The 23688-nt window shown below is 65.2% G+C and carries 26 protein-coding genes and 1 tRNA gene; 19 read left to right on the forward strand and 8 right to left on the reverse strand.

Annotated features, from left to right (window positions below; all coding sequences use genetic code 11):
* Positions 1-9: 9 nt before the first annotated feature.
* Positions 10-2766: a DEAD/DEAH box helicase gene (locus tag ACTWQC_RS16700; RefSeq protein ID WP_443316475.1), complete on the reverse strand. Its 2757-nt coding sequence runs from the start codon at positions 2764-2766 to the stop codon at positions 10-12.
* Between the two features lie 168 nt (positions 2767-2934).
* Here ACTWQC_RS16700 and ACTWQC_RS16705 point away from each other — a divergent pair.
* The 3 genes from ACTWQC_RS16705 (at position 2935) to ACTWQC_RS16715 (ending at position 6080) form a co-directional block, all read left to right on the forward strand.
* Positions 2935-3028, forward strand: a tRNA-Ser gene (locus ACTWQC_RS16705).
* Between the two features lie 1263 nt (positions 3029-4291).
* A complete protein-coding gene (locus tag ACTWQC_RS16710; RefSeq protein WP_443316476.1) occupies positions 4292-4528 on the forward strand; it encodes a hypothetical protein in 237 nt (78 codons plus the stop codon).
* 751 nt (positions 4529-5279) lie between these two features.
* Positions 5280-6080 carry a nuclease-related domain-containing protein gene (locus ACTWQC_RS16715; protein WP_443316477.1) on the forward strand — a complete coding sequence of 267 codons (801 nt, stop codon included), beginning with the start codon at positions 5280-5282 and terminating at the stop codon, positions 6078-6080.
* Between the two features lie 4 nt (positions 6081-6084).
* On the opposite strand, the gene ACTWQC_RS16720 is transcribed toward ACTWQC_RS16715, so the two are convergent.
* The 3 genes from ACTWQC_RS16720 to ACTWQC_RS16730 all read right to left on the reverse strand — a co-directional run bounded on the left by ACTWQC_RS16720 (position 6085) and on the right by ACTWQC_RS16730 (position 7782).
* Complete coding sequence (locus tag ACTWQC_RS16720; RefSeq protein WP_443316478.1) at positions 6085-6495, reverse strand: NUDIX hydrolase; 411 nt, start codon at positions 6493-6495, stop codon at positions 6085-6087.
* Complete coding sequence (locus tag ACTWQC_RS16725) at positions 6492-7166, reverse strand: NUDIX hydrolase (protein WP_443316479.1); 675 nt, start codon at positions 7164-7166, stop codon at positions 6492-6494. Before ACTWQC_RS16725 ends, ACTWQC_RS16720 begins: the two co-directional genes overlap by 4 nt.
* 253 nt (positions 7167-7419) lie before the next feature.
* On the reverse strand, positions 7420-7782 hold the full coding sequence (locus ACTWQC_RS16730; protein WP_443316480.1) for a GntR family transcriptional regulator: 363 nt from the start codon (positions 7780-7782) through the stop codon (positions 7420-7422).
* Between the two features lie 187 nt (positions 7783-7969).
* On the opposite strand from ACTWQC_RS16730, the gene ACTWQC_RS16735 reads away from it, so the two are divergent.
* The 13 genes from ACTWQC_RS16735 (at position 7970) to ACTWQC_RS16795 (ending at position 16582) form a co-directional block, all read left to right on the forward strand.
* The gene (locus ACTWQC_RS16735) at positions 7970-8326 is read left to right on the forward strand and encodes an SCO3933 family regulatory protein (RefSeq protein ID WP_443316481.1); all 357 of its coding nucleotides are present in this window, start codon (positions 7970-7972) and stop codon (positions 8324-8326) included.
* 2 nt (positions 8327-8328) lie between these two features.
* The gene (locus tag ACTWQC_RS16740) at positions 8329-9684 is read left to right on the forward strand and encodes an FtsK/SpoIIIE domain-containing protein (RefSeq protein WP_443316482.1); all 1356 of its coding nucleotides are present in this window, start codon (positions 8329-8331) and stop codon (positions 9682-9684) included.
* A gap of 82 nt (positions 9685-9766) precedes the next feature.
* Positions 9767-10249 carry a hypothetical protein gene (locus ACTWQC_RS16745; protein WP_443316483.1) on the forward strand — a complete coding sequence of 161 codons (483 nt, stop codon included), beginning with the start codon at positions 9767-9769 and terminating at the stop codon, positions 10247-10249.
* Between the two features lie 82 nt (positions 10250-10331).
* Positions 10332-10970 carry a DUF2637 domain-containing protein gene (locus ACTWQC_RS16750; protein WP_443316484.1) on the forward strand — a complete coding sequence of 213 codons (639 nt, stop codon included), beginning with the start codon at positions 10332-10334 and terminating at the stop codon, positions 10968-10970.
* Between the two features lie 19 nt (positions 10971-10989).
* The gene (locus ACTWQC_RS16755; protein WP_443316485.1) at positions 10990-11184 is read left to right on the forward strand and encodes a mobile element transfer protein; all 195 of its coding nucleotides are present in this window, start codon (positions 10990-10992) and stop codon (positions 11182-11184) included.
* A gap of 16 nt (positions 11185-11200) precedes the next feature.
* Positions 11201-11356 (forward strand): hypothetical protein, encoded by a 156-nt coding sequence (locus ACTWQC_RS16760; RefSeq protein ID WP_443316486.1) that lies wholly within the window; start codon positions 11201-11203, stop codon positions 11354-11356.
* A 24-nt stretch (positions 11357-11380) separates the two neighbouring features.
* Entirely contained in the window at positions 11381-11710 is a 330-nt protein-coding gene (locus tag ACTWQC_RS16765; RefSeq protein ID WP_443316487.1) for a SpdD-like protein, read from the forward strand.
* Between the two features lie 92 nt (positions 11711-11802).
* Positions 11803-11991 carry a hypothetical protein gene (locus tag ACTWQC_RS16770; RefSeq protein ID WP_443316488.1) on the forward strand — a complete coding sequence of 63 codons (189 nt, stop codon included), beginning with the start codon at positions 11803-11805 and terminating at the stop codon, positions 11989-11991.
* Positions 11988-13373, forward strand: a complete 1386-nt coding sequence (gene repSA, locus ACTWQC_RS16775) for a replication initiator protein RepSA (protein WP_443316489.1) — start codon at positions 11988-11990, stop codon at positions 13371-13373. Before ACTWQC_RS16770 ends, repSA begins: the two co-directional genes overlap by 4 nt.
* 16 nt (positions 13374-13389) lie before the next feature.
* Positions 13390-13563 (forward strand): helix-turn-helix transcriptional regulator, encoded by a 174-nt coding sequence (locus ACTWQC_RS16780; RefSeq protein WP_443316578.1) that lies wholly within the window; start codon positions 13390-13392, stop codon positions 13561-13563.
* The gene (locus ACTWQC_RS16785; RefSeq protein ID WP_443316490.1) at positions 13560-14933 is read left to right on the forward strand and encodes a tyrosine-type recombinase/integrase; all 1374 of its coding nucleotides are present in this window, start codon (positions 13560-13562) and stop codon (positions 14931-14933) included. The genes ACTWQC_RS16780 and ACTWQC_RS16785 overlap by 4 nt, the downstream gene beginning before the upstream one ends.
* Positions 14934-15478: 545 nt before the next feature.
* Positions 15479-15742, forward strand: a complete 264-nt coding sequence (locus ACTWQC_RS16790; protein WP_443316491.1) for a biotin/lipoyl-containing protein — start codon at positions 15479-15481, stop codon at positions 15740-15742.
* Positions 15743-16240: 498 nt separating this feature from the next.
* Positions 16241-16582 carry a hypothetical protein gene (locus tag ACTWQC_RS16795; RefSeq protein ID WP_443316492.1) on the forward strand — a complete coding sequence of 114 codons (342 nt, stop codon included), beginning with the start codon at positions 16241-16243 and terminating at the stop codon, positions 16580-16582.
* 10 nt (positions 16583-16592) lie between these two features.
* Here ACTWQC_RS16795 and ACTWQC_RS16800 read toward each other — a convergent pair whose 3' ends face one another.
* Positions 16593-17090 carry a hypothetical protein gene (locus ACTWQC_RS16800; RefSeq protein WP_443316493.1) on the reverse strand — a complete coding sequence of 166 codons (498 nt, stop codon included), beginning with the start codon at positions 17088-17090 and terminating at the stop codon, positions 16593-16595.
* A gap of 922 nt (positions 17091-18012) precedes the next feature.
* Positions 18013-18576: a hypothetical protein gene (locus ACTWQC_RS16805; RefSeq protein ID WP_443316494.1), complete on the reverse strand. Its 564-nt coding sequence runs from the start codon at positions 18574-18576 to the stop codon at positions 18013-18015.
* Between the two features lie 1568 nt (positions 18577-20144).
* Between ACTWQC_RS16805 and ACTWQC_RS16810 the strand changes: the two genes are divergently transcribed.
* The 3 genes from ACTWQC_RS16810 to ACTWQC_RS16820 all read left to right on the forward strand — a co-directional run bounded on the left by ACTWQC_RS16810 (position 20145) and on the right by ACTWQC_RS16820 (position 22200).
* A complete protein-coding gene (locus tag ACTWQC_RS16810) occupies positions 20145-20993 on the forward strand; it encodes a hypothetical protein (protein ID WP_443316495.1) in 849 nt (282 codons plus the stop codon).
* A 179-nt stretch (positions 20994-21172) separates the two neighbouring features.
* Positions 21173-21619 (forward strand): GntR family transcriptional regulator, encoded by a 447-nt coding sequence (locus ACTWQC_RS16815; RefSeq protein WP_443316496.1) that lies wholly within the window; start codon positions 21173-21175, stop codon positions 21617-21619.
* An 11-nt stretch (positions 21620-21630) separates the two neighbouring features.
* Positions 21631-22200, forward strand: a complete 570-nt coding sequence (locus ACTWQC_RS16820) for an HD domain-containing protein (protein ID WP_443316497.1) — start codon at positions 21631-21633, stop codon at positions 22198-22200.
* Here ACTWQC_RS16820 and ACTWQC_RS16825 read toward each other — a convergent pair.
* Together ACTWQC_RS16825 and ACTWQC_RS16830 are read right to left on the reverse strand one after the other, a co-directional pair.
* Positions 22188-22661, reverse strand: coding sequence for an NUDIX hydrolase (locus ACTWQC_RS16825; RefSeq protein ID WP_443316498.1), 474 nt, complete (start codon positions 22659-22661; stop codon positions 22188-22190). The genes ACTWQC_RS16820 and ACTWQC_RS16825 overlap by 13 nt on opposite strands.
* Positions 22658-23428 carry a helix-turn-helix domain-containing protein gene (locus tag ACTWQC_RS16830; protein WP_443316499.1) on the reverse strand — a complete coding sequence of 257 codons (771 nt, stop codon included), beginning with the start codon at positions 23426-23428 and terminating at the stop codon, positions 22658-22660. The genes ACTWQC_RS16825 and ACTWQC_RS16830 overlap by 4 nt, the downstream gene beginning before the upstream one ends.
* Between the last annotated feature and the right edge of the window lie 260 nt (positions 23429-23688).

The raw sequence follows: 23688 nt of genomic DNA on the forward strand, positions 1-23688 counted from the left end.
TCGCGGGCCTTAGTAGTCGCTACCGTGGATACGGAAGATTTCAGCTGCATCTGTGCCGGAGTAGGCCTTCACGGCGTTACGTGTCGCAGCGTCCTGATGGTTGATCATCAGGTAGCTGCCATCAACCTTCGCGACGGATTGAATCCGCTGGAAGTCGTCCTTGTGCGTCTCCGCATATTCGGCCAATCCCTGCAGCTTCGGCACGGCGTCGGCTAGATGCGTGCCATGCGGATCAATGAGTGAGGCGCGCAGTTCTCCCCGAACACGGTGAACAAATATGAAATCCGGCGACAGGCCTTTTATTCCCTCCACTGCCACATACGGTATCTGTAGCGAATGCCGGCCGCCGACCGGATTTCGATACCAGGCCACAGCACCATGTGACAACTCCTCGCGCAGTACGTGCTCTTCCCATTCTGCGAACGTAGCTCGGAAGATTCCGGACGAGTCAGAGAGGACGTGCCGTTCCCACTCTTTCCCTTCTGCGTCCTCAGTGCGCATGTTAGGCAGACTGAAGGTCGTAGGAAGGGGTCGGTCGGACTCGCGGCGAATTCGGTCGAATTTTTCTTGGTCCGCAGGGCTGAGTCGCGTAATGGCAGAGCTGTGTTTCTGCAGCCAAGTCGCTACGATCTGTGATGCTCGTTCCTCGACCAAGCGAGGAAGCTCGGGATCTTGAGCCAGCGCGATCGTAGTGATCATCGCCTCAGTTACATCTTCGTCTGCGTCCGCGAGCCTTCCTACGTACTCCATGGCCAGCCCTTCAGGCAGAAGGCGCTTAGCCTTCTCCATCAGCATGTGAATGCCACGGTTATCCAGTTCAATAAGTGTCTGGCTCTCATGGGGGTTAACAGTAGGAGTACCAAACGAGACAGTACGCTCGAAGAACTGTGTGTTGGTGACGAGCCCGATTCGAGATTCGAGTTCTCCACGCGCTTCGAGATTAGCGCGGAAAGTTTCGATGACGGCCAACAGTTCGTTCTTCGCCTGTCGAGTGGCGCTCGGCTCTATCGCCCTCCCACCGTGCTTTTCGGCGAGGAGTACCGAGAGTGATGCGAGTCTGAAGATTCCGGAGCGGCGAATTCGCCTGGGTATGGTGTATGAGGGCAAAGATTCCAAGAGCCTGAAAACGTCGTCACTGCCTTGAGGAGCGACGTTCTGCGTTACTTCTGGCTCTTCAAAGAGATCCGGCGTTACGTGGCTCGTCGTTTTCCTCGAAGGCGTTACCGAAAGAGGATTCGCGGAGCTGGAAGAGGCACGAGTTCCTGGGACGTTTGGCTGACGGTCGGTCTGGTCCTGATCGAACCAGAAGTTGGTATCGGGCTGGCGAGCATCGTCTCCATCCTGGCCGGTGGCCTCAGATGGGGCCGTGCGGAACGTTTGGCGAGGAGTGTTCCCTCCCAGCAGTGGATTACGGGCGAGCTCAACCGGGCTGGTGATGACAGTGGTACCACTCGCCAGGGACCCTTCGCTGCCCTCCTCGAACTTCTGGGCGATTTGATCGACTGCTTTCTTATCGAACTTGGGAAGAATGCAGTAGACCGTGTTGAGAGATTCGTCGGTCAGTACTCGTCGGGCGAGCGGTGTTCGGACCATGCGGCCCATGATTTGTGTGATGAGGTCGACGTCTTTGGCGACGCGCATTGAAACTAAAACTTCAGCCCGCGGGCAGTCCCAACCCGTCGTAATGGCCGTCTTGCAGAGAACAACGCGTATGTCCTGCCTACCCTCGATATCCTCTGGCGGGCAGTATGCGATGTGATGGATGCCAACCTTTTCTAACGAATGGGAGGCAAAGGTGTGTGCGATGTTCGCCGCGCTGATGCCAGGCCACTCCTCAAGCACTGTCCCAACGACTTCGGCAAGGTCCTTGGCGGATGGCTTGTCCTCAATTTGAACTACGAGAATGGGATCGACCCGGGCCTCACCCGTTGTCTTGCAGTAGCCCGACCATCGAGCTTCGTACTCTCGAATCTTGTCGACTGCCCGACGCAGCAAAGTCGACTCTGCTGCCTCGATACCTTTGGTGTGGCCGAGCACTACTTGGTCTTTCAGGAGGCCAGAGGCTCGAACATCTTCGACTGCCACAGAGTGCGAGCGTATAATGCGGCCGCGCTGAGCCATTTCTTCGCGGAACCGACGTGGAACTGCGGAGATTCCCCAGACTGCGGGCACCTCAGGATTGACTGACGTGCCATTGGTGCCGCCGCCGATAATCCTCGATACAATCGTATTTCGGTTATCGCGTGCCGTGCTCAGGCCTCTGTGGGCCTCGTCTACAACGACTACGAATCCGTGTGGCCGCTTCCGTACGGTGTTCGCAATCGTCTCCCAGAATGAGTACCTTCGGCCGTCGATGTTAGATTTCGACAGCGTGGTGCTAGAGCCGAGCTTTTGAATGTTTAAAAAGTAGACGCGACCGGGATCCAGAACTTCCTGATCGAAGTCACTTTCAATGGTGATAAGTCGGTTGGGTGCAAGGCCGGACGAGGCAGCCACCATTTTTTGCAGTGTCTGCCGATTGAGGGACGGATCGTCCGTCACCCATAGAAAAGTTGATCCCTCGATACCAGGTGTCGTCTCGTCTCCGTCCAGCGCTGCCTCGATCACTGCAGTCGCTATGACGGTCTTGCCGGCACCAGTGGGCGCCGCCAGTACGAAGGCGCCTCTCTCCTCAGGGTCGTCTGAGTATGCCCGCGCCATGCCCGCGAGCGCCCGTAAGGTGGCAGCCTTCGCCTCCTCCTGGTAGTCGAAAAGCTCGTACTTCACCGTTCGCGCCCCCCCGGGCTGATTGATCGTCAACTCGTAACCCGGGCAAGGCTACAACCTGTGGCCCTGTGGTCCGAGAGGTGTGCCGATACTGATGCCCGGCGCGCTGTGGTGCGTGCAACGGCGGTGGAGGCGTGCAGAGCGCTGCCTCAGTAGATGACGAGGTCGGCGGAGTCTCAATGGGCGAGTCAAGCCCGCGAGCGATCTTGAAAACCGTCGTGGTGGCGACACCACCGTGGGTTCAAATCCCACACCCTCCGCAGGTGAACGGCCCCTGTCCAGGACGAATGGTCGGGGGCCGCTCACGTTCTCATCTCCCATGACCGACCGCTGTTCCCCGTGGTTTCCTGACCGATCGGGCACGCCAGGGGCACGGCCAGTGAGCAGGGCCTTAGGAGTTCGGCCCGGTGCTGGTTGCACCCCCGGACAGCCACGGGTGCGATGCAGCGCCTGCTCCACCAGCAGGCGTCGGCGTCTGCTCGCGTCTGCAGTCGTTGATGTCAGCCATGGATGTCACCCATGGCGCCTGACGAATCAGCAGGGCGGCCGGCTGAACTGGCCAGCCACCGTCCCGGAATTTGCGAGGTCCCAAGGCTGCCCTGTTGCTGACCCAGGCCCCACGTAGCCCCGCCTCTTGTAGCAAACCCGCCCGCTCGTCAAGGATGTCCCGGTGAGCGGGTGGACCGATCTTGCAAGCCAAGCTGCCAGTTCCCTGTTAGGGACTCTCGCGGGTGGCACGATCACAGCCTTGGTAGCCCGCTGGCAGACTGCCAGGACGATCCTGTCGCAGGGCGAACTAGCTGCCGCCCAACAGGCCGCCGATGCTCGACTGGCTCGTGCCGAGAGGGAACGCGAACGGTCGGCTGAGGCTGCGAGGCTGCTGCTTGAGCGATTGGCCGACTTCTACGCCTGGTTACCGTCTCTGCCGGACGTTCGCTCAGAGAGCCCCAGGCTGAGCGAGCAGGCACGACAGCAGTGCGCCTCGGCCATGGAGTCGATCCGGCGCGGAATGCATACGGAACTCTTCTCGATCGGGGACAGAGAGGTTCGTGAGCGCTATCGGACGTTGGTGAAGCTCGCCTATGACGTTGGTTGGCGTGGCGTAGATGGCCGACATCGAGACCGGGCGATACGAGACGTCCGGAACTACCTGCGCTATGTTCAGCTCTCGCTCGAAGCCGTCATCGACGGATCGTCGTTGCCCAGTCCTCTGATCCCTCCCGTCCTCGACCGGAGCGAATCCGACGTGTGGCGTCCGCCAGCTGTCCCTTGGCACTGGGGGGATCCTGCCGACGGCAGCTGAAGACTCCTGGCGGCAGCCAGCCTCACCGTGAAGCGATAACTCCCGGCTATCGGAGGGGAGTTCTCCGGGTGCAGGCATGGTTCGTCCAGTGTCGCAGATCAACTTGCGCGGGCCTGGTCAGAGCGGTGAGGGGACCGGCACCCCTGTTCGTCCTGTGTCAACGTTGGCCAACCTCGCACGGCCCAGGGACGGCCCGAGGTATGTGAGGTGTGACATGTCCAGATGAACTCCTGCTCCCAGGGTGGCGTTCTAGTGATCTGGCTCCGCGATCACCACCCTGCTCTCTGGCGCCACGACCACCACCCTGTTCTCTGGCTTCACGACCACCACCCGGTCTTCGGCCCCCACGACCACCACCCGGTCTTCGGCCCCCACGACGACGACCCGGTCTTCGGCTCCCACAACCACGACCCGGTCTTCGGCCCCCACGACGACCTCGTTTTCGGGCTTCTGCTCTGAACCGTTCGTCATAGTGACCTCCCAAATCGACTCTCTTATTCCATGCTGAACCGGACTGGTATGACGGGCCAGCTAGCGCGGTCAGCATTCCCCGGCGCAGTGCCCTTCCGCTCGGGGCAAGTGCGCACGCGGGTGGTGGAGCGTTTTGGCCGGTGTCCTGTCTGGTCTGGGTCCAGGGGATTACTCATGCTTGGCCTCCGGAGGAACCACGACGGTCCCTGGCTGCCATCCCGTCTGCCGTCGTCCCACACGCAGTGGAGCGGGCTTGCTCCCTGGTGTCCAGGTGGAGCGCGCCACTGTACGAACGACCTGGACACCAGGGAGCATGGCTGCTCGGCTTTGCCTGGGGCGTCGGCAGGCGGGATGGCAGCCCCTCCTCAGCCACGAATCGGCCGGCACTCGCGGACAAGATCGCCATCCCGGAGCCTGAGTGCCCCGCCGGAGGCATGTCTGTGCCCGCAGGTGACTTCTCGCTTCTGCCCGCATGCACGCAGCGCGCCGCCGGGCGCGGCCGGCCGGGGCGGAGACAGGAGGCAGGCCGCGCCGCAGAGGCGGCGCGCGCCCGCGCCGTGCGCGGGCCTTGATGAGGTAGAGAAGGTCTTACCGCGCTCCGGAACGGCTGATCGCGTTCTTGTGCGGGCTCCTCCCCCGCTGCTCCCATAGCCGTGGCGGTAGCGGGAATCTCCGGGGGTGGCAGGTGACTGGCCTCAAGGTCCAATCGTGGAAGCGGTATGGGCAAGATCGGCTGTACGTGAACTTAGCCAGCGGTGAGAGCGTCGCGTGGGTCGATCGCAAGACTGGACGGATCAGCGTCCTCGTTGAGCAGTACCGTGATGCTGCCTTGGACGCGCTTGCTCCGTACCTCTCCAACGCCCGTCCCGCGCTGGATGGGAGTCTGGCGTCGGCAGCAACGCCTCAGACCCCGGTGATTTCACCTCAGCATGATCTGGCGCTGAACCGTCCTGGAGAGTCACTGCGCCCTCGGGTCGCTCAGCTCTCACCGGGTTGGTTCGAGCGGCTGGCGTCTCGCTTGCTACGTCGGAAGACTGAAGCCGACTCGTGGCGGGCTGGCCTGGTCGGCGAACGGATCGTAGGCGCTGAACTGGAACGGTTGACCTCGGGTGGCTGGCGTGTGCTGCACTCGATACCGCTGCCTCGAGATGTGGACATCGATCACCTGCTGATCGGCCCCGGGGGCGTGTTCACCATCAACACCAAGCGGCACCGCAAGAAGCGGATTTGGGTGGGAGACGACTCAGCGACGGTCAATCGCGGGACCCCGCAGCCGTACGTCCGGAAGAGTCGTCACGAGGCGGAGCGAGCAGCTCGCGTCTTGAAACGCGGTTGCGGCTTCGCGATCCAAGTCCATCCGGTGTTGGTGTTCGTCGCCGCGGCGAAGGTGGACGTGGTGCGCTCGCTGCACGATGTGCGGGTAGTTCCCCGGGAACGTGAGGTTGCGGCCCTGGGAGCGCTCGGCGGTGTGCTGAGCCCGGCGCAGATTGAAGCGGTCTACGCCGTGGCTCGCGATCGTCGGAACTGGCTGGACGCCTGATCGGCTACTTGCTCAGTGCGCCGTCGAGGTAGTCCTGTACCGGCTCGAAGAGCCCGTACGGCACGTATTCGGGGATCTCGGCGTGGGTGACCCACGCAAGTTCGGCAAGCTCTTCCTCGTCGGCGACATGGGCCGTGCCGGACACGACATCGCAGGCCGTGTAGGACATGAGCCGCTGAGTCTTCGGGTGGACGCGCTCGCCCAGCAGCTTGACTGCGCTCACGGTGAGGCCGGTCTCTTCGAGCGTCTCGCGCACGGCGGCTTGCTCGGCGGTCTCGCCGGCTTCGATCGCACCTGCCGGGAACTGCCAGGACAGTTCGCCTTCCTTCATCCGCCGCCGGACCATCAGGACGCGTCCCTCGTTGACCACGATCGCGGCTGAGATGCCGGGCTGTTCGTCGGTCGTCTGCGTCATGTCTGCTCCTCCAGAACGGCCAAGATCGGCGGGAAGATTCTATCGGCGGGGATGAATCGCGTAACTGAGTTTCGGGGCGTCCACATGACGTCCACGTTCTCCAACACGTCGCTGTTGTGGGCGTCTCCGGCCAAGTACTCGCAGAGGAAGTACTCGCACATCACGCCGGTGACAGGGTGGAGGCGGCTGCCGAGGTGCTGTCGGACGGCGATGTGAACGCCGGTTTCCGCGAGTGTCTCCCGTACGGTGGCGACCTCGGGGCGCGCGCCCGGCTTCACGACGCCGGCGGGGAATTGCCAGGTGATCCCGGTCGCGTCGTCTGATCGACGGCAGACCATCAGCACGTCCTCGGTTCGGATCACCACGGCAATCGCGACGCGTAGGGCCTGCGCTTCTGGCGTGCTGACCGTGGTCGGCGCGGTGTCGTCAGCGGTGCTGCTGCTCGCAACGAGAAGTTGAAACCGCTGCCGCACGGCTGGGGAAGCCTTCTCGTAGACGGAATCGAGTAGCTGTTGGATCTCAGCTCGCGGGATGATCGTGGGATCGGCGTGCCAGGCAGCGACTGTGCGTATGCCGATGCCGAGGTGAGTGGCGAACGCTTCGTTGGTCATCCGCAAAGCGGCTTGCAGCGTGCACGCGTACTGCCCGTTCCAGACCTCGATCACGTCCACCGATGGACCCCCGCCGCAAGCTGGTGGCTGATGTGCATGGCAAGTGCCTTACGGGCGCACTGTTGCTGCACTGCGCGTTCATGGCGGTGCGCCCGCGTTGGCTGTTGACTCGAAGGCATGGAGAACACACCCCCGGAGCAGGAGACCAGGGCACTCAGCACGGAGGCGCTGAGCGAACTGGCGGCTCGGCTCGCGACGTTGTCCCGCGACATCCGTGAGCTGGCCGGGCGAATCGACGCCGTAAGAGCGCTCGTTACTTCCGGCCATGCCGAACCGTCCCCTCCAGTTCGGCTACCCGATCCGTGAGCAGACGGACGGCCTCGCTGACCTCGTCGAGCCGCTTCACGATCGCTCGATACTCGGGCGGTCCCTGCGGCTCATCGGTTGCCGTCTGGACGTAGTACCCACGATTGGGCACCGACCGGATGAGCCCTTCGTCAATAAGGATCTTGAGAGCGTTCGTCACCGTCTGAGACGCGATGTTGAAGCGCTCAGCCAGTGCCCGAACCGAGTCCAGCCGCTGGCCCGGCGCGATGCTGCCCGATGTGATCTCGTCACGCAGGATCGCGGCTACTTGGACCTTGGGCGGTCTCGGGTCATCGGCAGTGACGCTCATACATCGAGGCTACCGACTAGTGCGACGCAGATCGAGGTGATACACGAAACCCTCTTGCGATCTAGAACGTGCTGCATCACAGTAGAACGTGGCAGCTGCGCTGCCGCGCATCCGACAAACGCAAGGGAGCGGCGCCCTACCGCCAAGCAAGTCGCCGCTCCCGCCCCTCAGACAAGGGAGTTCGATTATGCGTCAGATCCCCGTGGACACGTCCGCCGCCATATTGATGGTGGCCCAGCCCCCTCAGAAGAAGATCGCCAACCGGCAGACCAAAGAGCAGGCTGCGGACCGGGAGACCGGTGAGCTGTTGATGACGGTGGACGTGATGTTCGCCGCGAACGGCACGGCCGAGGTCATCACCGTGACGGTGCCGGAGTCGGGTTTCTCCGGTGAGCTGGCGATGGGCACGCCGGTCGCGCTGACCGGCCTGATCGCCCGGCCGTGGGAAAACGAGTTCAACGGCGCTAAGCGGCATGGCATCAGCTTCCGCGCGGTCGCCGTCACCTCGCTCGCCGCCGATGGCTCGAAGCCGAAGGCGGCCTGACCATGACCGCCTTAACGGTCGCACTGCTGCTGGTCGCTGTCACCGCGGGTCTCCTGCGGTGGCGGCGCCCCGCCTGGCACTGGCTGGCCTTCGGGGCTCTCTTCGCCGCGCTGCGGGTCACGGTCCGGTACACCTCGGTCATGGAGGCGTGCGGGCTGACCGTGCCGCCCTCGCGGTGGCGCCTGGCGCTGGCGCGGATGACCAACCGTCCGGCTCCGGAGTCACGCCCGCCGCGCATCCTGCGTCTGCGGCCGACCCGGACTGGCCTGGTCCTGCGCCTCAAACTCCGGCCCGGTCAGGACGCGTTCGATGTCGCCGCGGCGACTGACCGGCTGCGTCACTCCTTCGCGATGTACGGCGTCACCTCGCGCGAACTGCGCTCCGGCGTGGTCGAGGTGCGGATGACCGGCTACGACGTGCTCAAGCGGGTGCAGATGCCCAGCAAGGTCGAGCGCGCGCCGATGCGGGTCCCGGTCGCGCTACGCGAGGACGGCGCCGTGCACTTCCGGGACTACCGCGAGACCCCGCACGCCCTGACCCTGGGGGCGACTAAGTCGGGCAAGTCCGTGTACCAGCGCAACCTGGTCGCCGAACTCGCCCCGCAGGACGTCGCCTTGGTCGGCATCGACTGTAAGAAGGGCGTCGAGCTCTTCCCGCTGGCCCGCCGGTTCTCCGCCCTGGCCGACAACCCCGACACCGCCGCCGAGCTGCTCGACGCGCTGGTGTCCCGGATGGAGGAGGTGTACCAGCTCATCCGGCGTGAGCAGCGCATCAGCGCGGACTTGCCGGACGCCGAGATCGCCGCTGACATCTGGGACCTGCCCGAGCACCTGCGGCCGACCCCGGTCGTACTGCTGGTCGATGAGGTGGCCGAACTCGCCCTGTACGCCACGAAGGAAGAGGAGAAGCGGCGGGACCGGATCATCACCGCCCTGGCACGGCTGGCCCAGCTGGGCCGCGCTGCCGGAATCTATCTGGAGGTCTGCGGGCAACGTTTCGGCTCCGAACTGGGCAAGGGCATCACCATGCTCCGGGCCCAGCTCACCGGCCGGACCGCGCACCGCGTCAATGACGAGTCGAGCGCGAACATGGCCTTCGGCGACATCGCCCCGGACGCCGTGCTCGCCGCGATCCAGATCCCCACCGACAAGCCCGGCCTCGCGGTTGCCGGGGACTCCTCCGGCGGCTGGGCCCGCATCCGCACCCCGCACACCTCGCTCCGGCAGGCCGTCAACGCCTGCAACCAGCACGCTCACCGCACCCCGGCCCTGCCTGAACTGGCCCCGTTCCGGCCTGCGCTGCCGCACGTTGAGTCGGCCCCGGGCCCAGCCGTCGAGGTTACCCCGGCCGCGGCCTGACCCACCCCGCACAAACGGTCGGCGCGACTGCTTCGCGCGACGTCCCTACCCGACCCATGCCCGAAACCGGAAGGACCCTCTGATGTTCTGCGCGTACTGCGGCGACGTCGACGGCGCCGAGACCGGCGTCGACCACGACGAACGCGACTGTCCCTGGCAGGAGACCGACGGCTACTCCGTGACCTTCGACGCCGCCGAGCTGGCCGCAACGCTTCAGGCGACGGCGGACGGTTCCCCGGCCTACAGTGCCGCGATCGGCCTGCTCATCAGCCACGGCCTGTGGATCAAGCGTCTGGCCGAACGCCCCAGCCTGCTGCTGATCGACTACTCCGGCCCCTCTCCGGAGCCGTACGGCGTCGACTGGCTCAAGGTCGTTGAGGCTCTGGCCGCGAAGGAACTGGCCGCATCCAGCGGGGAGCTGCGCATCCTCGCCATCGCCGCATCCCTCGCCGACACCGCCGCCCGTATCCCGCTCGGCGACGCCGTCTCCGGCTTGGACACAGCCAACCTCGACCGAGTCCTGCACGCCATCGCCGCCGCCAACGGCCGCCCCGAAGCCGCCTGATACCCCCGACGCCCGGTGCCGGGCGGCTGGCCCTTGCGCCCCGCCCGGCCCGGCCCAATCCCCGAGATGGAGGTGGCAACCCATGACCCGCTCGATCCGCCTCGACGCCGTGCTCGTGCAGGCCGTGATTGCCGGAGCGTTGTCCTTCGCGCACCTGCATGACCTCGCCGAAGCAGCCGGACAGTCCGGTTGGAAGGCGTGGGCTTATCCGATCAGCGTTGACCTGCTGCTGGTGGCTGCGTGGCGGCGGCTCCGTGGCGATGGTCCGTCCCGGCTGGCCTGGTGCTGGTTCCTGATCGCCCTCGTGGCCTCGCTCGGCGCCAACGTTGCTACCGCCGGATTCCTCGACCTTCAACACCCGCCTGCCTGGCTGCGGTTCGGCGTCGCCGGTTGGCCCGCGCTCGCTTTCCTCGGCGGCACCCTCCTCGCCCATGGCCCGGCCGGTTCCTCGGCTGCACCCGTCCCGCCGGCGCCCGCCACCCCCGCCCCGGACACCGACACCGACCCGGAGCCGGAAGCGGTGAGCGCACCCGACCCGGCCCCGGCCCTGCCCGCACCCGATCCGGCCCCTGCCGTCCCGGCCGCGCTGGTGGCCCACGCCCGCAAGGTCGCCGACGAATACCGCACCCGCACGGGCACCCCGATCGACACCGACACCCTGCGCGCCCGCCTCGGCGTCCCGCCCCAGATGGCCGAGCCCATTGCAGCCCAACTCACCTGACAGACAAGGAGATCCGACCATGCCTCTCCGCGATTTCTTCCACTCCGTGATGCGGATCGGCCCCGTGCAGATCGGCACTCACCGCGACCGGCGCGGCCGCACCAAGCACGCCGCCGTGTGCACCAACGACCGCTGCGGCTGGTCCGCCGACTACTCCAGCCAGTCGGCCGCCCAGCTCGCCGCCCGCACCCACCGCTGCCGCATCCACGACTGAAAGGACACCGAACACCGTGGACGTTCCGCTCTGGCTCGCCCTGATCGTCGTCGGCTGGCTCGGCGTCAAGCTCATCCGCCCGCCGCTGTGGCTCGTGCTCGTGCTGCTGCTCGGCGGCTACCTCCTCGCCGACAGCCTGCTGGCCCCCGCCATCGACACCGCCATCAAGTAACCCACCCCGGAAGGGAGAACGCCGATGTTCCGCCCGCGTATCCCGGTCAACCCCACCCCGACCGGCATCGTCACCCCGCTCGTCGTCGAGCCCACCGCCATCGAGCCGCATCAGCACGCCCCGGCCTGCGCCTGCCAGCACACCCCGCCGCCCGCCCCGGCCCCGTCTGGCCAGGCGGTGCGCCTGACCCCGACCGGCCTCCTCGCCGTGGTCGGCGGTGGCGCGGCCGTGGTCCTCGTCGTCGGCACGGTCCTGGTCTCGCTGCTGCTCGCGGTCGCCATCACCGCTGCCTCGGTAGCGGTGTGCGCCCTCGTCGTCCGCTCGCTCCTGGCATCCGAGACACGGAAGCGCTGACCGGCCCCGGGGCGGCCTGACACCGCCAAGCATCGCGCCGCCCCGGAAGCCCTGCCCCCATCCGAACCACAGATCCGGAAGGAACACCCATCATGACCGACCGCGCACCTGCCCCGGCTCGCACCTGCCCGCACTGCGACGGCTTCCCCTCCGTCGCCGTCACCCTCGGCGGACGCGACAGGCACGGACACCTGCGCACCATCACCGTCCACTGCCCCGCCTGCCACGGCACCGGCACCCTCCCCGCCCGCGCCGCCCAGACCGCCGGGAGCCACGCGTGACGGACACCGCGACTCTCGCGGGCCTGGACCCGATCACCCTCGCCGACGCGCTGCGGGTGGCCGGGTCCCCGGCCTTCCACCGCTGGGAAGACCAGATCCGCCGCACCGGCGGCTGCGCCGACCCCATCCACCTCACCGGCTGGACCCTGACCAAAGACAGGACCACCGGCGAAACCCTGCACCACTACACCACCAGCGGGGAGGCGGGCGGACGCCTGCGCATCGCCTGCGGCAACCGCCGCGCATCCCGCTGCCCCGCCTGCGCATGGACCTACGCCGGGGACACCTACCACCTCATCCGCGCGGGCCTGGCCGGAGACGACCGCCGCGACATCCCCGGCACCGTCCGCGACCATCCCCGGGTCTTCGCTACCCTCACCGCGCCGTCCTTCGGCCCGGTCCACAACCGTCCCGATCGCGGTGTTTGCCGCTGCGGCGCCCGGCACGCCCCGGATGATCCCGCTCTTGGCATGGCGCTCGATCCTGAGTCGTACGACTACGCGGGCGCGGTGCTGTTCAACAACCATGCTGGGGAACTGTGGCAGCGCTTCAGCAATCGCCTTCGCCGTGAGATCGCTGCCCGCGCCGGGCTGTCCCAGCGCGCGTTGGCTGAGGTGCTGCGGGTCTCGTACGGCAAGGTCGCTGAGTTCCAGAAGCGCGGTGCTGTCCACTTCCATGCCGTGATCCGCATCGATGGACCGGATGGGCCCGGCTCCCCGCCGCCGTCCTGGGCGACCGTCGCCCTGCTCACTGACGCAATCCGTGCAGCGGCCCGGCACCCGTACACCGCGGTCACGGCGCCCGCGGCCGGTGATCAGCCTGCCCGGTCCTTCCGCTGGGGCGCCCAGCTGGACGTACGGCCGGTCAAGGCGTTCGGGGACGGCTCCGACATCACAGAGCAGGCGGTCGCCTCCTACGTGGCCAAGTACGCCACCAAGGCAGCCGAGAACACCGGCACCCTGGACCGCCGTATTGCCGAGCTGGCCGACCTCGACCGGCACGGCGTTCCCGACCACGCACGCCGCCTGATCACCGCATGCCGGGACCTGGATGAGCTCTACCCCGACCGGCGGCTGTGGGCCTGGGCGCACATGCTTGGCTTCCGCGGCCACTTCTCTAGCAAGAGCCGCCGCTACTCCACCACCCTCGGAGCCCTCCGCCAAGCACGCGCCGACTTCCGCGCCGCCCAGGAGCGCGAAGCCCTTGGCTTCGACGACCGGGAGCCGGACACCGTGCTTGTCCTCACCGACTGGCAGTACGCCGGACACGGCCACACCCCTGGCGAATTCGCCCTCGCCGCGTCCATCGCCCGGGACCTCCAGCTCAACCGCGAAACCGCCCGCGAAGCCCTGCAAGACAGCCGAGACAGGAAGGAGAGCTGACGTGAAAGACGAGCTGATGACCGTGCCGGAAATCCTCGCCGAGCTTGGCGGAATATCACGTCGGACCTTCTACCGCTGGCGCGAGTTGGGGCAGGCGCCGCAGGCTCTCAAGTTGCCCAACGGTGAATTGAGAGTGTGGCGTAGCGACTTCACGGCGTGGCTGAACAGCCTCGAAAGGGCGGCAGCATGAAGTCACTCGACGTGAAGGTCTGGGGTGTTCGGAAGAGGAACACCAAGAGACCGTCGTATGACGTGCGATGGGCCGTCGCTGGGAAGGTGTTTTCCGACTCATTCCGCACGAAGGGACTTGCGGACAACCACCGTTCAAAGCTGCTCCGTGCCACTCGTGAGGGTGAGGAATTTGACACGGCGACCGGACTGCCCGACTCCATGACGGAGAAGGCGCCGTCGATGACGTGGTATGCCTTCGCCCTCAAGTACCTCGCCATGAAGTGGCCACATGCCGCGCCGAACACGCGCGATGGGATCAACGAGGCGTTGGCGGCCGTAACCGTGGCACTCCTCGATGACCGCCCGGGACGGCCAGCTGACGAGCTGCTGAGGAGGGCACTTCGCAGCTGGGCCTTTGTCCTTCCCGGCCCCGATGACCGCGAGCTGCCGACAGAGATCGCGAACACGCTGCACTGGGTGGCCAAGGCGTCGCGTCCACTCTCGGACCTCGCCGACGCGGCAACCGGTCGGGCCGTTCTCGACTCGCTGAAACTCAAACTCGACGGTACGGCGGCAGCCGCGGAAACCGTACGGCGCAAGCGGCGGACACTTGTCAACGCGATGCACTACGCGGTTGATCTCGGCGAGTTCAAAGAGAACCCGATTACTTCAGTTCGCTGGAAGAAACCGAAGGTGGTCAAGGAGGTAGATCCCCGGGTCGTTGCCAACCCCGAGCAGGCTCGCGCTCTGCTGACTGCCGTCTCGTACGCCGGCGGATATGACCGTGCGCGCGGCCGCCGAATCGTCGGGCTCTTCGCCTGCATGTACTTCGGGGCCTTCCGGCCAGCCGAAGTCGTCGGCCTCACAGAAGCAGACCTGAAGTTGCCGGAAAAGGGCTGGGGAACGGCTCTGCTGAATCGCACTCGTCCCAGCGTGGGTAAGCGGTGGACTGATTCCGGTGATACGCACGATGATCGCGGACTGAAGAACCGGCCCGTGGAAGAGGTCCGCCCTGTGCCCATCCCGCCGCAACTCGTTGCGATCCTCCGGGATCACCTCGACACCTTCGGCACTGCGAAGGACGGGCGCCTGTTCGCTAACGAGCGTGGGGGAGTGGTCGGCTCGTCGACGTACTACCGGGTGTGGCAGGAAGCTCGGTCGCTGGCGCTCCCGCCGTCTGCGGTCGCTTCACCGCTCGCCGCGCGCCCGTACGACCTGCGGCACTCGGCGTTGTCGACCTGGCTGAACTCCGGCGTGGATGCAACTGAGGTCGCCGAGCGCGCGGGCAACAGTGTTGAGGTCCTGCTGAGCCGCTACGCGAAGTGCATCGACGGGCGACAGGAGATCGCTAACCGCAAGATCGAGGAACTGCTCCGCGAGTACGAGTGACTCCGCGCGAGCCGCGCTATGCTCCAGGCCCCTGGATTCGTCCGGGGGCCTTCGTCGTTCCTGAGGCTGACCAGGGCAGATGCCCCAAGATCGTGTCCACGAATAGTCCGCGGACTTCGACATGGGGCCGCTCAGGGCTGCATACGGCTGCACACACACGAAGACCCGGTCGTCAGCGTCGTGGCTGATCGCGGGGTCTTTTGGCAGTTCAGGTGGAGTGCCCCCGGCAGGATTCGAACCTGCGCACACGGCTCCGGAGTGATTGTCTGATTGCACCCGTGCACCCCTTCTGACCTGCGGCGGAAGCGGACAGGGGTGCGTGGCGACACAGAGTGTGTCGGAAGTGTGTCGCGAGGCCGCAGGGTCGGGTTCAGGCGTGGGCCTGGGGACGGCGCTGCGGCCGTTGGGATGAGGCCACCGAGACCGGGCTTGTCACGCTAGGTGCGCGGACGGGCGGGTACTAGCCTCGCCCGCGGTGGTCACAGGCTCTCAGGTGTCCCTTGCCGCGCCGCGGGGGCCACCGGAGCCTCGTCCGGAGGTGATCAGTGGGGCAGCCGACACCCATCGTGGTTCCGGAGGCGCCGGGGCCGGGAGACCAGTGGGGACAAGACCATGTGATCGTCTCCCGTGTTCATGTGACCGTGGGGGAGCGGGTGGCGGACGGTCAGCCGCTGGCGGACGTGGAGACCGACAAGATCTCGCTCGAGCTGGGCTCTCCAGTCCCGGGCGTGGTGAGCGACCTCAGAGTCAGACCGGACGACACGGTGCCTCTCGGAGCCGTCCTGATGGTCATCGATGCCGACGAGTAACGGACACCACAAGATCGCCACGCGGAGGTGTGTCGCGAGAGCCGCAGGGGAGGCAGAGCAGACCGGAAGTCGCCTCCGGCTCCTACGCTCTTTGCCCGGCCGTGCCGGGGCGCCCACTCCCCTCGATGGTGAGTGTCCATTGGCGAGTGCCGCGAGGGGGAGCCGGGGTATGGCTGTACCACATGCAAGATCACCCACGGGTGGTACAGCCTGTTTGTGCATTCCGACCGCCGGTCGATTGCAGAGGACAGATGCCTGCTGGTCCGCCAGACTTGGCTCATGAAGGCATCCGAATGGGCCATTGGTGTATCAAGCGCTAGTGTCGCGTTCACGGGAACCACCATGGTGGTTGCGGTCAGGACGTACCTGCGAGTGAAGCCCAAGGTCGAAGTCCTTGTCGAACAACGCGGCATGAGCCCAGTAGTCCCAAAGCCACGACAGCAACGGGCTTACCGATTTCGCCTACGGCTCGCTAACCGGGGCACGTCGACTATCGGTGTGGAACGTATTGAGTTGACGTCCGTCCACGGTAAGTGGTGGCGCAGAAAGCTGATGTACAGCAGCGGAGAAAGGTTCGAAGATCCCCGGAAGCTAGAACCGTTCGGAGGCCTCAAGTATTTCATGAACGTCACCCCCAGTGCGCTCATGCCCGAGAGGATCCCTCCCAAGTTCGTGTACTTCACTGCCTGGCTCACGGATGGCAGTACCGTCCACAGTGAGTGGCTCGACGGGTTGCCTGATCTAGTGGTCGAGATTGGGCCGGACGTCGAGGAACCTGAACTCCCAGTGCGACAACGTCGCAGGTGGCTAGGACGGCTCGTGCACCGTAGCCGCTACTGAGCTTGGCTCGCTAGCTCAACACGTCCGGTGCGAACAGTGCGAGCGCCAGGGTGGTCAGCGCCGCTATGCCGAAGGCGGACAGTCCCGTCATCCACACCGAGAAGCCCCGGTACCGGGTCAGCCAACGGGCCGTCGGCGTCTGGTTCCGGCGCTGCGCCCACATCGGTCCGTGGACCGGATCGCCGAAACGGCGCCGCTCGTAGTCCGCGAGCCAGTGAGCATCAGTGATCTCCGCCTGCCGATGCCGGGCCATCAGGTGTAGAGACAACACACTCATCACGATGGCGAGAGCGGATGCGATGACGCGCGCGTACCTGCTGCTTTCAGGCCCCAGCGCGATGGTGAACAAGAATGCCTGCGCGGTCAGGCTCAACGCCGGCACCTGCCACAGCAACGCATCCCACTGCATTCGGCGCGCTGCCACAGCCTGGTACACGACAGTGTCGTCCGCACTCGTCGGCAATCCACTGCCTGGCACCGGACTGCCAGCGCTGCTGGCGTTCGTCATACGACACCTTCATCCAGATGGCTCATATGGACCTCACCCGACCAGCCGAAGCCGTTTCACAGCTCTGGCTGGTGGCAGGGCATCAACGTTTTCAGTCGGGCATCGTACGGTCTAACCAACCGGACTCATGGGGGTCAAATTCCGGAGGGCGTAGGCGAGTTCAGATGGTGGTGGATCAAGGTGAGCAACCCGAGAGAAGAGAGGTTGTTCCTGTACTACCCCAACAGCGGGTCTGCGGATGCCCGGGTTCTACGGGTATGCGATCGAGACGGCCTTGATCACGCAATCCTGATCTGGAACGTCTGCCATGAGTGCCGATGTGGTCTGATCGCGAAGATCTCGATGATTCCTGAATGGCAGAGGCAGGGACTGGGGCGCCGTCTCGTGCTGTGGGCCCTGCGGGATGGGCCGGGCTACGAGTGGGTTACGTCGAGCCAATCGCCGGACGGTCGGCAGTTCTTCCCTACCCTGGCGAGGGCGACCGGCGCAGCCCTTACGAACAAGGGCAAAACATGTGCGCACGTCGACGTGGCGAATAGGTCGTACCCCAGGCCTCGACTCGTGCGCGATATCTGAGTTCCGCTCCGGCCGGACACCCCGGACAGCCTTCCGACTGTCCGGGGTGTTTGTGCAGGTGCGAGCCTCAACCGGACAGTCGGACGGTTGGGACGCTCGGCGTACGGGTGGTCAGCGATGGGTGCGCTCGTCCCGTCGTCGGCGCTGCCTGCGGGCGTGCCCTTTCCGGAGAGAATCACCGATCGGGCCCTACGTATCTCTGACCTCGGAGATCCCGCTTGGGGGCCACTTCACTCACAGAGTGTGTCGGCGATGTGTCGGGCACTTCTGAGGCTCCGCAGAATTCCTGTGCGGGCGGAACTGACGGCATGACTGGAGCGACGGACTCCTTGGGGGCACGGTGAGGTCAGTGGTGCCCTTCCTCGTACTCCCGTGCCTGCTCCTCCATGTACGCGTCGTACATCGCCTCGACCTGCCGCGCGTGGCTCATCCAAGAATCTTCGGGAGGCAGCTGTTCATCTCGGATGAAGGCGCCGAGACACTCCAGGGCATGGTCGCATAGCATTTCCAGGAGACCGAAAGAGCCACGGAAGTCAGGTTCCGACATCTCTCGCGTAGCCAGATAGTACGTGATCTCGGTTAGTCGTAGGCGGACTTCCTGGTCGCGAATCCGAAGCAGGGTAGGCTCCAGCTTCCCGGTCTGCTGCTGAAGGGACTTGTCCCAGGCCTCCATCCGAGCGCGGGGGTTCGGCCCGACTACTGATGGCCGACCCCGTATGTGCTGCTTGATCTGAAAGAACATTCGGATCGCTGCATCTGCCGCAGCATCTACCTTCTGAGCGACCATCAAGGCGCGGGCACTCCGGGCCTGGTGCTGCTGGGCAGCTATCGACGCCCAGATGGAGAGACCGCCGCCGACAGCGGTACCGGCCAGACCGGAAACGGCACTGATCCAGACAGAAGCCTCCACGCCTGTCATCTTGCCGGGTCGCGGGTGATTGCGGCGGGCATTTCTCTGAACTCCTGAGGCACGAAGCCTCGTGGCGGCCGACCGCTCCAGGTTCTGGCCTGGCCCAGCCGGGGATAGGGGAACAACTGTCATTATTCTTCCCTCAGCTGAGCCGCTAACAGCGATCATGACCAGTACCCCGTGCCCGCGTTGCTTCCTTCGTGCCAGCCTCGTCGACCCTGTCGACGACGCCCTCGATGACGGCGTTCCCGCCCACCTCACCGACCCGCTGTAGACGTGAGTTGAAGACGAGCTTGACGCCCATCAGCTGAAGTCGCAGAACTTCGCCCGCACCCACACTGACCGGTCCACCCCGCAGTGAGGCGGGGGAACACCGGCGAGTCTGAGTCTCTCCGAGCGGCTGTAACACCACCCCGGGGTGACCACCCCCGGGTGTTGCAGCCCTCTGGCACACGGCTGGCAGATCACCGGTGACCTGGGGTCATGGTGGTACTCCGGGATCAGAGCCTGGGGGCGGCTCAGAGCCACTGAGCTGTACGGAGTCACCGCACCGATCAAGGAGCTGAAGATAGCCCTGAATGCGGTCCGATGCCTGCGGCAACTGCCCAATCTCATGCGCTGCCTTCCGCTGCCACTCAAGCCGAACCCTCTCTTGCTCGCGGCTCAACTGGTCCTGCCGCCACGTGCGAATTTCCGTGCTGGCCGGAACGGCGACGATCGTGACGAACAGCATGGCGAGCCCCGCCCACCAAGGGGTGCCGCCGAGCAGCGTCGCGATTCCGGAGGCGCCGACGAGGGCGGGTGCGGCGAGAGACGGTCGCATGGCATGGCCTCTCCGAGCCTGGTGGTCTCTCCAGGGCTCTGTGACTAGTGCTGGGTAGGCGCGACGTCTCGGTCGCAGAGCCCCTGGATCGAAACCAGGGCATGAAAAAGGCCCGAGCGTGGCTGCTCGGGCCTCTGGGGACGCTTACAGGTGGCTATTCGGTGTGCGGCCTGCTCACTCGCCCGCGGGGCTGGGAGGGCATGGCTGGCGTCTCACCCGGGGTGAGCCTGCTAGTCCACTCATCCCGCGAAGCCCGGGGGAGTTCGTGCAGGTCGTACCTAACCTGTCCGCGGCCCTGCCCGTACGTGGTGATGCGTCCCTCGCTCGCCCAACGACGAATGGTGCTCGCTGGCCTGCCTGTGTAGTAGACAGCGAGGTCTAGGGGGATCAGCGTGGGTCGCGAGCTGCGGCTCATGCGTTCCTCCGGGCATGCAATAGGCCTCCCTTGCTAGGGAGGCCATGGACGGAGTTATCGCGAATCTTGTCAGAGCTTACGCTCGCGCACGTCACAGCGTCAACGCTACTTGCTCGTAGGCGTGTTGGTCCTAGATCATTCTTCGGCTGCGTAGCGAACCTGAGTGATTCTGGATCATGGAGGAAATGCCGAGGTCATCACACTGGCATTCGAAGGCAAGCCCAAGGTAATTCGATCAATATGGTGCTCAAGTGATGTTGCACAGAAGTGTCCTTCGGTCGTGGACCTTAACCGGTGGAAGGGTAACCAGGCTTGCGGGACGCTTGTCGCGTGACAACCGACGACGCTCCACGCCCGTGGTTCATTGATCATCTTGAACGCTATGTGTCCGATACCAGCCACAAGCGAGAGACTGAGCTGCTTGGGCGAGCCATGGCGCTATTTCATCTCACGACCCATGAGCAGACCGTATTCCCTCTCGACACGACGTTTCCCAACGACCTTGCCGCGTCAGCGTGCATGAACCGCGCCTTCCGCCAGCTAGAAGCGGCTACGGTCCTCCTGTCGTATGGCTTCTACGCCGAGATCCGCAACCTTCTGCGGTCCGTCTACGAGTCCGCTGGCTTGGGCCGGACCCTCGCTAAAGAGCCCTGGATGGCGGACAAGTGGCTCCGCAAGGGCCAGTGGTGGCCAGACCGGAAAGTCCGTGACTGGCTGGAAGAGAATCGGGTCGTGCAGGACGCCCAGCCCTTCCGCAATTACTACAAGGAGGCGAGTGCATGGGTTCACCCGACTGCAGCGTCCTGCCTCCCCGGATTTGCCGTCGACGAATCTGCGATCACATGGGACGACGCTCCGCCGTACCGTCCGGACCTGTCGCGCCAACTGACAATGGAGATCACTTCGACAGCCGTCTTCGCCTGCTTCGCTTTCCGTAACGCTGTCGTAGACGAAGCCGCCATCCCGCCAGAGTGGCGACGTGACCTCTTCGAGCTGGCGGAGGCGATCGACGGGGGGCCGCATGCCCACCTAGAGCGTGACTGGGAGGCGGAGCAAGAGCGGTATGACGCTCTTGTCGCCCGGGTGCGGGATGCTGCGGAGGCTGAAGAAGTCCTTCGGAGCCACCCCCGCGCATGGAAGAACCTTCAATCGCCCGTGCCGAACGCAGACGACCACTGACCGGACAGCCCGGACACTTAGCCTTGGAGGTGTCCGGGCTGTTCCTGCTGGTCAAAGCCTTAAGCGGACAGTCGGACACGTGGGACACTCCCCATGACGCCCTGCGTCGACTGTGGTCCACCGTGGGAAGCTGGAAGCAGTGAGCCGCTGCCAAGCGAGATCATCGAAGGGGAGGCTAGGTGCCGCAGGCCAGTCCGCGAGGTACGTACTTGCAGATCTCGGAGTCTCTGCGTCAGAAGATCGAGAAGGGCAAGATCCGTGAGGCGCTGCCGTCCGAGGCAGAGCTGATGCGTACGTATGGTGTGGGCCGCAGCACGATCGGTCGGGCGCTTAAGACGCTGAAGGCTGACGGTGTCATCGAGTCCGTTCAGGGCGCTGGCTGGTACGTGTCAGGCACAGGTGACCGTCGGCCGCTCGTCGAGAAGGTGACGGACCTGCTCCGGGCCGATGGCGTCAAGGTGGGTGACCCCTTCCCCTCTGAGAACGACCTGTGCCGGCAGTTCGGCGTGTCCCGTACGGCCGTGCGCTCCGCCATCGCGCAGATGGAGGGACAGGGACTCATCGCTATGGGCGCAAACCGCCGGCGTGAGGTTCGCGCCCTCCCTCCTGGCCGGGTGGGTTCGTAGCCTTGACCACCATGGACCTCACAGAGCGGGCCTACAGCCTCGCCGAATCGCTGCTCGCCGAGCCGTTGCCGCGCCGCTGGGCGCACTCCCTCGGAGTTGCCGAGCGTGCCCGGTCCCTCCAACCGATCCTTGGAGAGGACGCCGATCTGATGGAGGCTGCGGCCGTCCTGCACGACATTGGCTACTCGCCCGGCATCGCTGTGACGGGTTTCCACCCACTCGACGGGGCCCGTTTCCTGAGGGACCAGGAAGCCATGGATGAACGAGTCGTCCGGCTGGTGGCGCACCACTCATGTGCTCTATTGGAGGCTGAGGAGCGTGGGCTCCGCGGAGAGCTGGAGAGCGAGTTCGAGTTGGAGCGTGCGGCGCTCGTAGACGCCCTGATCTTCTGTGACATGACGACAACGCCGGATGGAGGTTCCACCACCTCTCAGGGCCGACTTGCCGAAATCGGCAGCCGCTACGGGCCTGACACGATCGTGGGTCGCTTCATCCAGCGTGCTGCCCCCGAGATCCACGCGGCCGTACGGCGCGTCGAGGACCAGCTCACTGCCGTCCAAGACGCAGGTCAGCCGATGTAGGGCTTGGTGCGCGACTCGTCCAGGCCGTGGTCGATCCGCAGTCGCATGGACTGATGGATGTTCAGCGTGTCGAGATCCGCCGGGGAGACCCAGCGGACCTCTTTCGATTCGGAGCTGGTGCGCAAGCTGCCGCCGACCGGCCGGGCGTAGAAGCAGATGGAGAATTGCTGGCGGACCTCCCCGTCGTCGTACGCCATGACGTGCTCCGGGTCGGTGTAGAGGCCCACGACGCCTTCCACGACGACCGAAATCCCTGTCTCCTCCTCCACCTCTCGTACGACTGTCTGCGCGATGCTCTCGCCGATGTCGTGGCCGCCACCGGGCAGGGCCCACAGGTCGTTGTCGGTCTTGTGGATGAGCAGGAGGCGCCCCTCCTCATCCCGGACCACGGCGGTGACGGACGGCACCACTGAGTTGGCCTCGGGAGCGTTGGGGTCTCGGAAGTAGTCGATGCGGCTCATGCGGTGGTGCCTTCGTAGTCGGTGGGTGATGTGATGTGGCGGGCGCTTTCCCACACGCGCTCAACGCTCTCTGTATAGGTGTCGAACAGTTCGCCGCCTGGGACGCGCTGGAGGTGCAGTACGGGCGCCAGGTAGGCGCCGACACCGTAGACGTGGCCATTCGCCAACAGCTCGTTGTCGGCGCGGTAGATCGAGTTGTACAACGTCGTGTCGTGGAGCCTGAACTCCACGCCAGGAAGCCGGAAGAGCGGCGCATAGTTCAGGAGCGCGTTGCGAATCTTCGCAGCCATGGCCGAGCCAATGCCTTCGTCGTTGCCCCGGACAGCCACGGCCCCGCTGTTGGGATCGCCGAGCATGAAGCGCACCGGGACGCCCGCAGCTGACTTCTCGCGCACCAGACGGTGGAACCGCGGATCCTCAGTGAGCCAGAAGCCGGAGTACACAAGCACGTCGAAGTGAGTGGTGGCGTTGGCGTACAGCTTGGTCCACGCGTCTTGCGGCACAACTGAGCGGTGAGGGTAGAGCTTCACCAACTCCGAGTCGCTGGAGGCGGTTACTTCCTCCGAGGTCCGTTCGTCCGGCCAGAGGTACGAGACCTCGCGCCGGAGGATCGAGGCGGCGGCGTACTGGAACCGTCTGTAGGGCTTGCGCCCGTGCTCAGAGATCCAGCGCTCCACGGTCTTCGGAGACACCCCGAGGCGTTCCGCTAACTGCTCCAGCGTCAGGCCGCTTTCCACGATGGCCCCGCGCAGTCGCTCGTTTGCCACACGTCCTCCCCGGTGTGGGACGTCCTGGGACGACTTTGACTCTAGTGAGTCGGCCGCGAGTCGTACATGCGCGGGGTCCAGCGTCCGGCCCCTTGTTGCCAAGCTGGTCATGTCGCTGATCGAGGGCGGCAGTTCAGAGATCGAGAATCCCAGGGGTTGACGACGTTGAGTTGATCTGCCAACTTGAGAGACAAGTAATACATGACTTGCATTCGCGTCGGCGGGACTCCCCACCAAGGTCGCCCGCCGCTGCGGTTCTC

It is taken from the genome of Streptomyces sp. 8N616 (assembly GCF_052246385.1).
Lineage (GTDB): Bacteria > Actinomycetota > Actinomycetes > Streptomycetales > Streptomycetaceae > Streptomyces.